The organism is Myxococcus sp. AB036A, from assembly GCF_006547355.1.
Classification (GTDB): domain Bacteria; phylum Myxococcota; class Myxococcia; order Myxococcales; family Myxococcaceae; genus Myxococcus; species Myxococcus virescens.
This window is the reverse complement of sequence record NZ_VHLC01000002.1, coordinates 163,792-176,285: the sequence shown is the minus strand read 5'-3', so window position 1 is coordinate 176,285 and position 12,494 is coordinate 163,792. Positions and strand designations below refer to the sequence as shown.

Annotated in this window: 9 protein-coding genes; 3 read left to right on the top strand and 6 right to left on the bottom strand. The window is 68.6% G+C overall.

The window, feature by feature from the left end; genetic code table 11:
- Positions 1-50: 50 nt before the first annotated feature.
- A complete protein-coding gene (locus tag FL344_RS01640) occupies positions 51-3,245 on the top strand; it encodes a type I polyketide synthase (RefSeq protein WP_141617239.1) in 3,195 nt (1,064 codons plus the stop codon).
- A gap of 101 nt (positions 3,246-3,346) precedes the next feature.
- Here the strand turns inward: FL344_RS01640 and FL344_RS01635 are convergent, their stop codons facing one another.
- Positions 3,347-4,585: a GNAT family N-acetyltransferase gene (locus FL344_RS01635; RefSeq protein WP_141617238.1), complete on the bottom strand. Its 1,239-nt coding sequence runs from the start codon at positions 4,583-4,585 to the stop codon at positions 3,347-3,349.
- Between the two features lie 31 nt (positions 4,586-4,616).
- On the bottom strand, positions 4,617-5,303 hold the full coding sequence (locus tag FL344_RS01630) for a glutathione S-transferase (protein ID WP_141588871.1): 687 nt from the start codon (positions 5,301-5,303) through the stop codon (positions 4,617-4,619).
- Between the two features lie 143 nt (positions 5,304-5,446).
- Between FL344_RS01630 and FL344_RS01625 the strand changes: the two genes are divergently transcribed.
- Both FL344_RS01625 and FL344_RS01620 read left to right on the top strand, forming a co-directional pair.
- A complete protein-coding gene (locus FL344_RS01625) occupies positions 5,447-7,711 on the top strand; it encodes a lantibiotic dehydratase (protein WP_141617237.1) in 2,265 nt (754 codons plus the stop codon).
- A 55-nt stretch (positions 7,712-7,766) separates the two neighbouring features.
- A complete protein-coding gene (locus FL344_RS01620) occupies positions 7,767-9,206 on the top strand; it encodes a circularly permuted type 2 ATP-grasp protein (RefSeq protein ID WP_141617236.1) in 1,440 nt (479 codons plus the stop codon).
- Between the two features lie 15 nt (positions 9,207-9,221).
- On the opposite strand, the gene FL344_RS01615 is transcribed toward FL344_RS01620, so the two are convergent.
- From FL344_RS01615 to FL344_RS01600, 4 genes are read right to left on the bottom strand one after another with little or no spacing between them, the layout of a single operon-like run.
- Positions 9,222-10,088 carry a cupin-like domain-containing protein gene (locus tag FL344_RS01615; RefSeq protein WP_141588874.1) on the bottom strand — a complete coding sequence of 289 codons (867 nt, stop codon included), beginning with the start codon at positions 10,086-10,088 and terminating at the stop codon, positions 9,222-9,224.
- Between the two features lie 22 nt (positions 10,089-10,110).
- Positions 10,111-10,434: a hypothetical protein gene (locus FL344_RS01610; protein ID WP_011553645.1), complete on the bottom strand. Its 324-nt coding sequence runs from the start codon at positions 10,432-10,434 to the stop codon at positions 10,111-10,113.
- 25 nt (positions 10,435-10,459) lie between these two features.
- The gene (locus tag FL344_RS01605) at positions 10,460-11,212 is read right to left on the bottom strand and encodes a thioesterase II family protein (protein WP_141617235.1); all 753 of its coding nucleotides are present in this window, start codon (positions 11,210-11,212) and stop codon (positions 10,460-10,462) included.
- Positions 11,209-12,486: a glycosyltransferase family 4 protein gene (locus FL344_RS01600; RefSeq protein ID WP_141617234.1), complete on the bottom strand. Its 1,278-nt coding sequence runs from the start codon at positions 12,484-12,486 to the stop codon at positions 11,209-11,211. The genes FL344_RS01605 and FL344_RS01600 overlap by 4 nt, the downstream gene beginning before the upstream one ends.
- Positions 12,487-12,494 lie beyond the last annotated feature (8 nt).

The following is a 12,494-nucleotide window of genomic DNA, read 5'->3' as shown; positions in this document are numbered from 1 at the left end:
CGTGCACGCATTGAAGCCCCTTCGACCTACGAGAACCTGGAGACGACACCTTGGACAGCAAGCTCCCTGAGGAGTTCGACGACGCCGACGTCGCCATCATCGGCATGGCCGGGCGCTTTCCCGGCGCTCGGGACGTGGACACGCTCTGGGCCAATCTCCGTGAGGGAGTGGAGTCCATCCGCTTCTTCTCCAAGGAGGAGGCCCGCGCGGCCGGTGTGCCGGAGGAGCGGCTGGAGGCCCCGTCCTTCGTGCGAGCCGCGGCCATCCTTCCAGAGCCGGAGTCGTTCGACGCGGCCTTCTTCGAGATGCCGCCACGCGAGGCGGAAATCACAGACCCCCAGCACCGTGTCTTCCTGGAGGCGTCCTGGGAGGCGCTCGAGCACGCTGGCTACTCACCGCGTGACTACGTCGGCGCCATCTCCGTGTTCGGCGGTGCCACGCTCAACACGTACCTGTTGATGAACCTGGCGCGGAACCCGCGCGTGCTGGAGTCCTTCGAGCCGGTGCAGGTGAACATCGGCAACGGGGGCGACTTCCTGGCCACCCGCGTCTCGTACAAGCTCAACCTGAGGGGTGCCAGTCACACCGTGCAGAGCGCGTGCTCCACCTCGTTGGTGGCGGTGCACCAGGCTTGCCAGAGCCTGCTCAATGGCGAGTGCGACATGGCGCTCGCGGGCGGTGCGTCCGTCAACGTGGGGTTCTTCAACGGGTACCGGCACGCGGAGGGCGGCATGGCCTCTCCGGATGGCCACTGCCGGCCTTTCGATGCGAAGGCACAGGGCACGCTCTTCGGCAGCGGCGTGGGCGTGGTGCTGCTGAAGAAGCTGCGAGCCGCAGTGCGGGACGGTGACACCATCCACGCCGTCATCAAGGGCACGGCCACCAACAATGACGGCGCGCTGAAGGCGGGCTTCACCGCGCCCAGCGTGGATGGTCAGGCTCAGGTGGTGGCGGAGGCGCTCGCGGCGTCGGCACTGGAGGCGGACGACATCAGCTACGTGGAGGCCCATGGCACCGCCACGCCGCTGGGCGACCCCATCGAGGTGCAGGCGCTCACCAAGGCCTTCCGTGCTACCACCCAGCGGCGGCGCTTCTGCGCGCTGGGCTCGGTGAAGGGCAACCTGGGCCACCTGGACGCGGCGGCGGGAGTCACCGGCCTGCTGAAGACGGTGATGGCGCTAAAGCACGGCGAGCTGCCGCCCAGCCTTCACTACGAGCGGCCCAACCCAGCCATCGACTTCGACAGCAGCCCGTTCTACGTCAACGCCACGCTCAAGCCCTGGCCCGCGGGGGACTCGCCGCGACGCGCGGGCGTGAGCTCCTTCGGCGTGGGTGGCACCAACGCGCACGTGGTGCTGGAGGAGGCTCCCCGGTTGCCCGCGAGCGCACCCTCGCGACGTGCATGGCACCTGTTGCCGCTGTCAGCCCGGACGCCCTCGGCGTTGGAGTCGGTCACGACGCGGCTGGTGGAGTCATTGAAGAACCAAGGGGGTATGAATCTGGCGGACGTGGCCTGGACGCTCCAGGGCGGACGCCAACGCTTCCTGCACCGTCGCTTCGTGTTGGCTCGCAGCGCGGAGGATGCGGTCGGCGCGCTGTCGCAGCCACAAAGCCCTCGCGTGTTCACGGAGGCGCAGGACGCGGTGGAGCGGTCCGTGGCGTTCCTCTTCCCGGGCCAGGGCTCGCAGCACGTGGACATGGGGCGAGCGCTTTACGAGGCAGAGCCCGTCTTCCGCGCCGAGGTGGACCGCTGCGCGGAGTTGCTGAAGCCCCACCTGGACGGACTGGACCTGAGTACGGTGCTGTACCCTCAGCCCGAGGCCGCCGAGGTCAGCGGGACGAAGCTGGCGCAGACGGCGCTCACGCAGCCCGCGCTCTTCACGCTGGAGTACGCTACCGCGCGCCTGTGGATGTCCTGGGGCGTGATGCCGCAGGCGATGCTGGGACACAGCATCGGCGAATACGTGGCGGCGTGCCTCGCGGGTGTCTTCTCGCTGGAGCATGCACTGAGACTGGTGGCCGCGCGTGGCCGGCTCATGCAGGGACTTCCTTCCGGTGCGATGCTGGCGGTGCCCCTGTCCGAGGACGAGGTTCAGCCGTACCTGCGCGCAGGCGGAGCCGAGCTCAGTCTGGCGGCCCTCAATGGCCCCATGCAGTGCGTGCTGTCGGGGACGCACCCGGCTGTCGAAGCGGTGCGAAAGCAGCTCCAGGAGGCGGGGATTCAGTGCCAGCCGCTGGTGACGTCGCATGCCTTCCACTCGTCGATGATGGACTCCATCCTCGACGCGTTCGCCGGGCAGGTGGCCACGGTACCGCTGGCGGCGCCCACGCTTCCATTCGTCTCCAACGTCACCGGTACCTGGGTGACGGCTGAGCAGGCGACGAGCCCTCGTTACTGGGCCGAGCACCTGCGCGGGACGGTGCGCTTCGCGGACGGCTTGCACGCGCTCCTCACCGACACCAGGCGCGTGTTGCTGGAGGCAGGCCCGGGCCAGGTGCTGGGGAAGCTGGCGAAGCGTCACCCCGCCTTCACGACATCACACACGGTGCTGGCTTCCATGCCTCCGCCCAAGGACGGCGGGGCCACTGCCGGCATGGCGCCGCTGGCCTATGAGACGCTCGGCCGGCTGTGGCAAGCAGGCGTCCGCGTGGACTGGAAGGGGTTCCATGGCGCGGAGGCTCGCTACCGGGTGCCGCTCCCCACCTATCCCTTCGAGCGCCAGCGCTTCTGGATCGAACCCGCCGCCGTCGAGACCGCGCCTCGGGTCACGATTGCATCCCAGCCCGTGACGGCGGCGGAGGACGCCACGCCTCAGGCCTCGCAGGCGGAACAGGGAGGCGAAGCTGTCAGTGCTCGCCCGTACCAGCCGCGCCCGCAGCTTCGCAGTGCGTATGTCATGGCGGGCACGCCACTTCAGCGGTCGCTGGTGGAGCTGTGGCAGGAGATGCTGGGCGTGGCGCCCATCGGCATCCAGGACAACTTCTTCGAACTCGGCGGCGACTCGCTCATCGCCGTGCAGCTCAGTGGCCGCATCAAGAAGCAGTTGGGCTTGGACCTGCCTGCGTCGAGCCTCTACGAAGGCGTCACCGTGGAAGCCCTGGCAGCGCTGCTGAAGCCGGCGGAAGCGGAGGGGCAGGAGCGCCGTGAAGAGGCGCCAGCGGTGGATGCTTCGCTCCAGCGTCGCAAGCAGACCCTGGCGCGGCAGCGCAACCTTCGTCGCTTCGACGACGATGATGATGCGTGACCGCTCCACGACTTGATGTGATGGACGGCTCGCATGAAGGGGCCGTCCCTCGTGGGCATCGTTTGGGGCGGGGGCGATGCGGAGGTCCCCACCTCGAAGTTTCAGGGTGTCTTGCGAATGCGAGCGTTCTGGGTGCCGCTAGCCGCCATGGCCATTGCCACGCGAGAGTAGGCAGACACGTAAGGCTGAAGCACCGTGCGTGACCAGCGCCCCGGAATCCACAGGTAGCTGTACAGGCCGTGCCTGCGTGCGCCACGGCGCCGCTTCGTCTCGTACCCGCTGGAGCCCAGCCAGAGTTTCTTGACGCCGAGCTCATAGGCCCGGCGCAGGGGCTCGTAGAAGGCGAGGTTGAAGTACAGCGGCGTCTCGGATGCTCCGGCCTCGGCGCGGCCGACCCGGTAGAACCACATCTCTTCGTTCTTGTGGAGCAGCAGGGAGAAGCCGATGGGGTCGTCGTTCTGGTAGGCGACCACGGCCTCGGCCTCGGGCGAGACGTGCTCGTCGAGCGCTGCCCAGAACGTGGAAGGATGGCGGAGGTGCTCGTTGCCGTACTTGGAGTAGGTCACCTCGTAGAACCGCTCCAGTTGCTCCGCCATCTCGCCCATCCGGGAGACGCGCTCGAAGCGAACGCCCGCATCCCGAGCGTGAGCCATTTCCTTCTTGAGCACCCGCCGGACGTCGCTCTTGAACTGCCCCAGATAGGCGTCGAAGTTGTCCCCCGGGACATCCATGACGTTGTCGTCGTAGATGAAGATTTCCTGGAACGCCGCCGAGGTGAGCGCCTCTCTCAGCGTCGTGTCATCCCGTTCCACGCCGTAGAAGTAGAGCGGCAGCCGCTCGCTGGTGGCGAGCTCCCGGAGCCCTTGGAGGATGAGCTCCCGCGCCTGCTTCGCGCCGTCCACGGACTGCGCGGCACAGTGGATGCTGCTCCGCATGCTGAGCGGGCTGGTGACGAAGACGCCGCCATCGAAGCCTGCTCCCGTGCGCCAGGCCACGTTGCGGTAGAGGTCCGCCGCAGCGATGGCTGCCCGGCTCCAGGCCGGCCCGTTGGCGAAGCCTTTCTTCCAACTGGTGAAGAGGAAATGCTCCAGCGAGTAGGGCGTGTAGATGGTCTTGCTGCGGGTGATGAAACACGGGCACAGCGCGACGGGAGTGCCCTGCTGATACGCAATGGCATATCGCAGGGACAGCTCCCCCCGGGCCATGGCGGACAGGTCGACCGCGTCCAGCATGCGGAACCAGCGCCGGCCGAAGAAGACGCTCGACTCGGAGGTGAGGGCATCCAGCTCCGCGTCGCTCAGGTGGCTGACGGAGTCGTGGAATTTCAGGGTAAGCGTCATGGCCGGGGGGCTCCGTCGGGCGCGGATCCGCTCAGCCGTTGAGGAGCTGGACGGCGGGGTGCCGCTTGGGGCTGGCGAGGTGCCGCGCGAGGTTGGGGCGCTGCTTCATGCGCTCGAAGAACCCGAACAGCCCAGGGTAGGTGCTCTCCAGAAGATCCTGGAGGCCGTTGTCCACGAGCAGCTCCAGGAAGCCGAAGACGCTGGTGTCCGCCACCGTCACGGAGGGACCGACGAAGAAGCCATCACCACTTCCGTTGCTCTTCAGCAGCCGCTCGAAGTGCCCGAGCCACTGCGGCAGTTCCTCGCCCAGGATGATGGGGAGCTGCTCGGAGAGCTGTTCCGGGGTGAGCGAGGTCAGGCTGCGCGCGCGCGCCGTCACTTCCTCGACGCCGTCGATGATCATGTCGCAGGCGGCGGTCTCCCGCGCATCCTTCCCATAGAGGCCGCGGGTGCGCGCGACGTGACGCAAGATGGCCAGGCTCTGCACCACGCGGAAGCCGTCGGGCTCCTCCCACAGCGGCACCTTGTCGAAGGCCAGCATGCCAGCCGCCTTCATGGCCTCGAAGGCCGGTGTCTTCACCTTGGCCTGCACGTCATACGTGCCCAGGTCGATGTCCTCGTACTCCGTTCCGGACTCGGCGAGCAGCAGGCGGATCTTCTCAGCGACGCCTCGACCCGTGAAATACGACAGGCGCGGCAATGATGATTGAGCGTTCATACAGGGTTCGTGGTTGGAAGGGAGAGGCTCTATATTAGAGTAAACGTATTATTCGGAAGGGGCAGACTTCCTTGACTGGTGTATCCGAGCCTCTGGATTCAGCGAAGCCCGACGCACCCGCGCTTGTCTCCCTTGCTCCAGGAATGGCCCTGTGGCCGTGGGCCGCGCTGCGTGGCGCCGGCTTTCCCACTCAGGATGCGCTCCGGCTCGCGGCTCCGACAGCGGCCTCCGCCGCCGATACATGGCTCGCGTCAGGGGTTGAGACACCCGGTGACGCACTGCGCACCGCGTTTGACTCGGACCTGCTGAGTATCAGCGCGGCGCTGCGCTCGCTGGCGGGGCAGTCCCACCTGAGCGAGGCCCTCCTGTGGCAGAACCGCCATGCCTACAAGACGGGCGTGGAGCCGCTGGCGGCCCTTCCCGCCACCGCTCGGAACAGCAAGGCCCGGCAGCGTGAGCGGCTGGTGGCCTCCTACGTCCAGCGCTACAGCACCAAGAACGACACCATCGGCTTCTTTGGTCCCGTGGGCTGGGCTCGGCTCACGCCGTCGAATGAAGGGCTGCGCTGGACGCCCGGTCAGCGGCTCGTCTCCCGGCGCGCGGTCTATTTCGAGACATGGTGCCTGGATGCGCTCAGCGCCGCCCTGGCGCGCGATGCGTCCCTGCGTCACTGGGCCCCGCCTCGGCTGTTGCCATACTTCCGGCTGGAGGGGCATGTGCTTCACGGCCCCATGCCGACGCCAGTGGAGCTGAGCCCGGAGCAGGCGCTGCTGTTGTCTCGGTGTGATGGCTCGGCCAGCGCCGTGAGCATCGCGCGGGAGCTCACGGCCGGTGATTCGCCTGCCTTCGCCTCGCAGGATGAAATCTTCACGGCGCTCGAACAGGCGGTGGGTTTCGGTGTCCTGGTCTGGGGCTGGGAGGTGCCGCTCGTCATCCGGCCCGAGGTGGTGCTGCGCGGTGCGTTGATGGCCATCGAGGATGCAGACGCGCGGGCCCGTGCGCTGGCGCCGCTGGAGCGTCTGGAGCGCGCGCGGGCCGCTGTCGAAGCCGCGGCGGGGACGCCCGCGGCCCTGGATGCTGCGGTCGCGGAGCTGGAGGCGGTGTTTCAGGAGGTGACGGGGGCGCCGCCGACGCGCGCGGCGGGCCAGACGTATGCCTCGCGGACGCTCATCTACGAGGACTGTGCGCGGGACGGCGCGTTGACGCTGGGCGCTCCGGTGATTGGCCGGCTCGGAGCCGTGCTGGAGCTGGTGCTGACCGGAGCACGGTGGCTGGTGGGGGAGGTGACACGGGGGACGCGCGCGGGCCTGGATGCGCTCTTCGACCGGTTGTCCGAAGGCGGCGCACCTGTGTCGCTCACCGCGCTCCAGCTCGCCTTCGTGCAGGGACTCAAGGACCCGGCCTCTGAAGCGGAGCTGATGCCCGTGGCCAAGGCCGTCGCCGAGCATCGCCGGCGCTGGCGTGAGCTCTTTGCCCTGGAGCCGGAGGTCCGACGCCAGACGCGCACCGTTGATTCGCTCCGGCCCCACGTGCTCGAGGTCTTCGGCGAGCCGGGCCCGGCGTGGCGAAGCCGCTGGCATGCCTCACCGGACGTGATGATTGACGCGGCCAGCGAGGAGGGCGTTCGCGCCGGGGACTACCAGTTGGTGCTGGGCGAACTGCATTTGTGCAACAGCATCTCCTCGCTCTTCGTGGAACAGCACCCAGCGCCCGAGGAACTCTTCGCGCTCGCAGAGCGGTGTGCCACCGGGGCCGACGTGGTGCCCGTGTTCCCGAAGTCCGAGTGGAGCCAGCGGACGCTGCCGTGCCTCTTCCCGCGAGACAGCTTCTACTACCTCTCCGGGCAGGAGCCGCCGCCCCAGCCGGGCGCTCGCGCGCTCCGCGTGGGGGACATGGTGGTGGAGCGGCGTGACGGCACGCTGGAGGTCCTCGACCGCGTGAGCGGGCGCCGCTTCGGCCTGATGGAGTTCATGGCCGTGTTCTTGGAACAGCGCTGCGCCAGCATCTTCGACCTGGCGCTGGCCGATGACTACTCGCCTCGGGTGACGGTGGATGGCGTGGTCGTCGCCCGTGAGCGCTGGAGCGCGCCTGCTTCCGAGCTGGGCTTCGCCGGACTCACGGACCCGATGGCGCAATGGCTGGGGGCCCGGCGTTGGCAGCAGGGGCTGGGCATTCCGCGCTTCGCGTTCTTCAAGGTGGCGACGGAGCGCAAGCCGTGCTTCGTGGACTTCGACAGCCCCTTGCTGGTGGAGATGATGGCGAAGCTGGTGCGGCGCACGGCGGAGGAGTCGCCGGCTTCACGCGTCCAGTTCTCGGAGATGCTGCCGGACCCCGAACACCTCTGGCTCACCGACGCGGCTCAGCGCCGCTACACGAGCGAGCTGCGGCTGGTCTGCGAGATGTCTTGAGGAGGCCGCGGCCTTTCAACGGTTTCACCCCTGTACATGAAGGAGCCGTACGCCCATGAGCGTGCCCGAGCCGATTCCCGGCGGACAATTTCCTCCAGAAGTCAAAGCGCTGCACGGCCAGCTTTCCCCTGCCGCCGCTGCATTCCTGGAGTTCACAGAGCGCGTCCCCGAGGCCCTTTCGCGCCACAATTTCAAGCCGCACGAGGCATCGCCGTTCATCACCTATGCGCTGCATGCGTGGCCCACCTTCGTGGAGGGCCCGGTCGCACGACAGATGCGGGAAGTCGCCCCGGCGCTCTGCCGGCTCATCAAGCGGGCCCCCCGGCGCCTGCTGGGGGGCACGGATCGCGCCGCGGCGTTCTACGGGCTGCCGCATGAGCGGGCGCACGCGGCGCTCGAGGCCCTGGCGCGGACGGATGACGCCCGCGGAGCCATTGGCCGTGGTGACTTCATCCATGACGGCACGGCCTTCAAGTGCGTGGAGTTCAACCTGACCGCGGGTGTCGGGGGCTGGGAGACGGCCATCCACGTCCAACAGGTGCTGGCGCAGCCCGCGATGCAGCGCTTCGCCATGGAGCAGCGGCTGCGCGTCCGTCAGCCGCGGACGCTGCGCGACTTCTTCTCCAACGTTGTCGAGACCGTGCGGCGCGACCTCGACTGGGAAGGGGAGTGCAACATCGGCATCCTCTTCTCCCCGAGCACCATGCCGGAAGCAGGCCCGGCGGAGCAGGTGAGCCGGTTCTTCACCGCCCAGCTCCAGGAGATCCTCCAGCCTGAAGGCGCGCGCGGCGAGGTTCTCCTGGCCGCCTATGGATCGGTGGAGTCAGAGGCCGGCGCCCACCTCACGCTCCGGGGCAAGCGGCTGCACGCCGTTGTGGAGTACGACGCGCGAGACAGACAGGCGATGGCGGGAGCGACCTACGTCGCGCAGGCCCAGGCCGCGTTCGATGCCCGGACGGTCAGCCTCCTCAACGGCCCGGCGCAGGATGTGCTCGACGACAAGCGCAACCTCGCGCTGCTCTGGGAGCACGTTACGTCGCCCGCGCTGTCCGAGGCGGAACAGGAGTTGGTGCGCCGGAACGTGCCCTGGTCATGCCGGGTGGAACGGACGCACGTCGATCGGGACGGGGCGCGGTACCTGGTTCCGGAGCTGCTGGCCTCGCAACGCGAGTCCCTGGTTCTCAAGCCGGGCCGGGACTACGGCGGCGAGTCCGTTCTGGTGGGTGGGACGACCTCCGCCGCTGAGTGGGACACGGCCGTGCGCAAGGCGCTCGACGTGGGCGGCTGGGTGGTGCAGGAGCGCGTGCACCCGATGCCCCTCCACGCGCTGGGACCGGAAGGCACGGTGGTGCCCCACATCGCCGTCTGGGGGCTCTTCGTGCTCGGAGAGACCTACGGCGGGCACTTCCTCCGCATGTGCCCCATGCGGCGGGGCACCGGCGTGGTGAACGTCGCGCAGGGCGCCATCGTGGGCGCCCTCATCGAACTGGAGTGAGGCCTCGGGGCCGCCTTACTGCTCGCGGTACTCGCGGCCCAGCTTCTGCTGCTTGCGGATGCGGCCCACCGCGCTCAGGGCGATGGAGGGGATGAGCTTCGGGCCCAGCCTGGCCAGCATCGACCAGGTCCACCACCAGTAGTTGGTGGCGATGGCGTCCTCCACCGTGTAGACGCGGTGCCACCAGCCGTAGGGCAGGTAGAGAATCTCCCCGGCCTCCAAGACGAAGTCGTAATCCGGGACGAGGCCGCCGGGGAGCTGGTCCGCCTTGCCCCCGTGGGGCGTCAGGTCGTGGGCGCTCACGACGGACCACGGGTGGCTGAGCTTCGCCGGGCTCAGCTCCGCGTCCCGCTTGGGCGAATACAACTGCCACTGCTTGCGGCCCACCATGACGGCGTGCAGGTTGTGGGCGCGGTCCAGGTGGAGCTGGGTGAAGGTGCCGCGCGGGCCCATGAAGAAGAGCTGCTCGGTGAGCTTGCGCTGGACGGCGTAATCGTCGAAGCGGACGTCCTTGTGCAGCTCCGGCAGGGTGCGGAACAGGTCATTGCCGATGAGGTAGCCCGGCGTCTCGCCGCCCTTCGCCTTCAGCGTGTCGACGTACTCCTGCATGCTCATCTTCCGCACGCGGCCCACGCGCTCCACGCCGCCCGTGTCCTTGGCGTTGTATTGCAGCCACTCCACGGGGACGCTCACGTCGCGGTACTTCGTGGCGAAGTAGTCGAAGGTCCACCGCTCGGCCGCAGGCCAGCCTTTCATGGCGTCGGTGAGGATGACGGGTTTGTTGTTGGCTTCGATGCGCTCGTAGAAGGCCCGGCGGTTGTCGAGCGGCATGCGCTCAGGAACCAGGGGTTCTGCGCCCTTCTGGGCGGTGGCGGTGCTCATGGCAGCTCTCCCGGGTGGTGCGTCAGGCCGCGCTCTCGCTCTGGCCCTGAGCCTTCTGCAGGCGCTCGAAGTTGTTGTCGATGCCGTGGCGCACGTCCGCCAGCATGTGGATTTCGAACTCCTGGAACGCGAAGGACGGCCAGGCGCGGAGCAGCGTCAGCAGCGACTCATGCGAGTCGGCGTTGAGGATGCAGAGGCCCATCTTCGGGAGGACGTAGTAGGCACAGTCGAAGGTGCCGTCCTGGAGGCGAGCGCCCACCCAGTCACGGACAGCGCGGTTGAGGGCGATGGGGTCCTGGGGCTGGGGGCCCGAGGTGCGATCCTTGACGTAGACGAGGTACTTCATCGGGAAGGCTCCTTTGAAAATAGGGTCAGCGAGTCGATGCGGGCCGCAGCCTGGTGAGGCTCCGGCGGATGTTCTGCAGCAGGCCGCGCGGCGTCTGTCGCAGGAAGAAGTGGTCCCCCAGGAACGTCTGGGTGGCGAACGGACCGGAGGTGAGCTGGCGCCACGTCTCCGTCGCGTCATCGGGCACGTAGTCGTCGAAGCCGCGGAAGGCGGAGAGCGGGCACGCCAGGACGGGGCCCGGCTTCCACGCGTAGCCCTCGCACACGGCGGTGTCCGCCAGCATGGTGGCGCGCATCAAAGTCAGCAGCTCTTCCGCCATCTCGCCCGACACGGCGCGTGACTCACCCAGGCGCCGGGCCTCGGACGCGTCGATGTCATGGGTGGCCGTGGCCGGGGTGTGGGCCTGGAGCGTGTGCGGCGCCCGGTAGCTGGCGACGAAGAGGTGCAGGGGAGCCGGCAGCCCGCGCTCGCGCAGGGCCCGCGTCAGCTCGTATGCGAGCAGCGCGCCCATGCTGTGTCCAAAGAGGGCGTAGGGCTTGTCCGTGTGCTTCGCCAGCACGTCGACCAGGGGCGCGATGACGTCCGGCAGCGCGCGCAGGGGCGGCTCGCGCAGGCGGTTCTCCCGGCCGGGGAGCTGCACCGGGCACACCTCGATGTCTTGCCCCAGCTCCGCCTGCCAGGTGCGGAACAGGGAGGCGCTGCCACCCGCGTGAGGCAGGCAGAACAGGCGCACCCAGGACGCCGGTGCGGGGACGTGGAAGGCCAACCAATCCGTCATGACCGCACCTCGCGTCCCTGTCCGCCAACGAGCTTCTGGTACACGGCGAGGTTGGCGGCCACCATGCGCGGCAGGCTGAACAGCTCCACCACGCGTTGCTGGCCAGCGAGCCCCATGCGCCGCGCCCGCTCACGGTCTTCCAGCAGGTTGAGCTGCGCGGCGGCGAGCGATTCGACGTCCACTTCGCGCGGACCTCCCGGTGCGCCGGGGAGCACGGGGACCAGCAGGCCCGTCTTCTCGTGGTCGACGATTTCCGACGGGCCTCCGGAGCGCGTCGCCACCAGCGGCAGACCGGAGGCCATGGCCTCGATGGCCGTGTAGCCAAAGGGCTCGTAGAGCGAAGGCACCAGCGCCAGATCCGCGATTCGATGGAGCAGCCCCAGCTGCTGGCGTGGCAGCTTGCCCAGCAGCTTGATGCGGTGGCGCAGGTGCGCGTAGCGCTGGGTCAGCGTCTGTACCATCTGCGTGGACTCACGCGAGTCGGTGCCACCGGCCAGGAGGAAGCGCACGTTGGGGCGCCTTTCGAGCACGCGCTCGGCGGCGGCGAAGATGGCGCTGATGCCCTTCATGGGATGGAGCCGGCCCGTGTAGAGGACGACCGGGTCATCCGGCGTGGCCACCGTGGCGCGCAGCCGGGCGTAGTCCTCCGGCGTGTGCGAGGGCTGGAGGAAGGGGCCCGCGTCCATGCCGCAGTGGATGGTGTGCAGCAGCGACGCCGGCATCCCATAGGTCTCCCGGATGAGCTCGCTCATGGAGTCGCTCACCGAGATGACGTTCGTCGACCCGTCGTAGAAGCTGCGCTCCTCCTCGAGAATCTCCGGGTCGGGCGTCTGTCCCCACCATCGCTCGGCGGGCTCGGAGATGTAGTGGCTGGTCCCCAGCACCGGCACACCGGCCTCGTGGGCCAGCGCTCGCGCGGCGCGGTGGGTGTGCCACTGGTGGAAGTGGATGAGGTCTGGCTTCTCCTCGTGGATGAGCTCGCGGCCTCGGTGAATCAGGTCGTCGTTGAAGACGCGGATGCCGCCCACCAGGGAGAGCTTCCCCGCCTGGGAGAGGCTGCCGCGGCTGGGCGGCATCATGTGTACGGTGAGGTTGGGCTCGCGGAGCACGGCGGGCTCGCCGGGCGTGTACGCCAGGACGGTGACCTTGCACCCGCCGCGAGCCAGCCCGCGGGCCAGCTCGTAGACATAGGTGCCCACACCGCCGGCCACGTTCGGCGTGTACTCCATGGCCAGGAGGAGCGCCTTCAGGGGTGGGGAGATAGGAGGTGCCATTGGGCTGT

Bases quoted from the DNA above. Each gene is read 5' to 3' on its own strand.
- FL344_RS01620 (WP_141617236.1), top strand. From the start codon at position 7,767: ATGAGCGTGCCCGAGCCGATTCCCGGCGGACAATTTCCTCCAGAAGTC.
- FL344_RS01600 (WP_141617234.1), bottom strand. From the start codon at position 12,486: ATGGCACCTCCTATCTCCCCACCCCTGAAGGCGCTCCTCCTGGCCATG.
- FL344_RS01615 (WP_141588874.1), bottom strand. From the start codon at position 10,088: ATGAGCACCGCCACCGCCCAGAAGGGCGCAGAACCCCTGGTTCCTGAG.
- FL344_RS01610 (WP_011553645.1), bottom strand. From the start codon at position 10,434: ATGAAGTACCTCGTCTACGTCAAGGATCGCACCTCGGGCCCCCAGCCC.
- FL344_RS01635 (WP_141617238.1), bottom strand. From the start codon at position 4,585: ATGACGCTTACCCTGAAATTCCACGACTCCGTCAGCCACCTGAGCGAC.
- FL344_RS01630 (WP_141588871.1), bottom strand. From the start codon at position 5,303: ATGAACGCTCAATCATCATTGCCGCGCCTGTCGTATTTCACGGGTCGA.
- FL344_RS01625 (WP_141617237.1), top strand. From the start codon at position 5,447: ATGGCCCTGTGGCCGTGGGCCGCGCTGCGTGGCGCCGGCTTTCCCACT.
- FL344_RS01605 (WP_141617235.1), bottom strand. From the start codon at position 11,212: ATGACGGATTGGTTGGCCTTCCACGTCCCCGCACCGGCGTCCTGGGTG.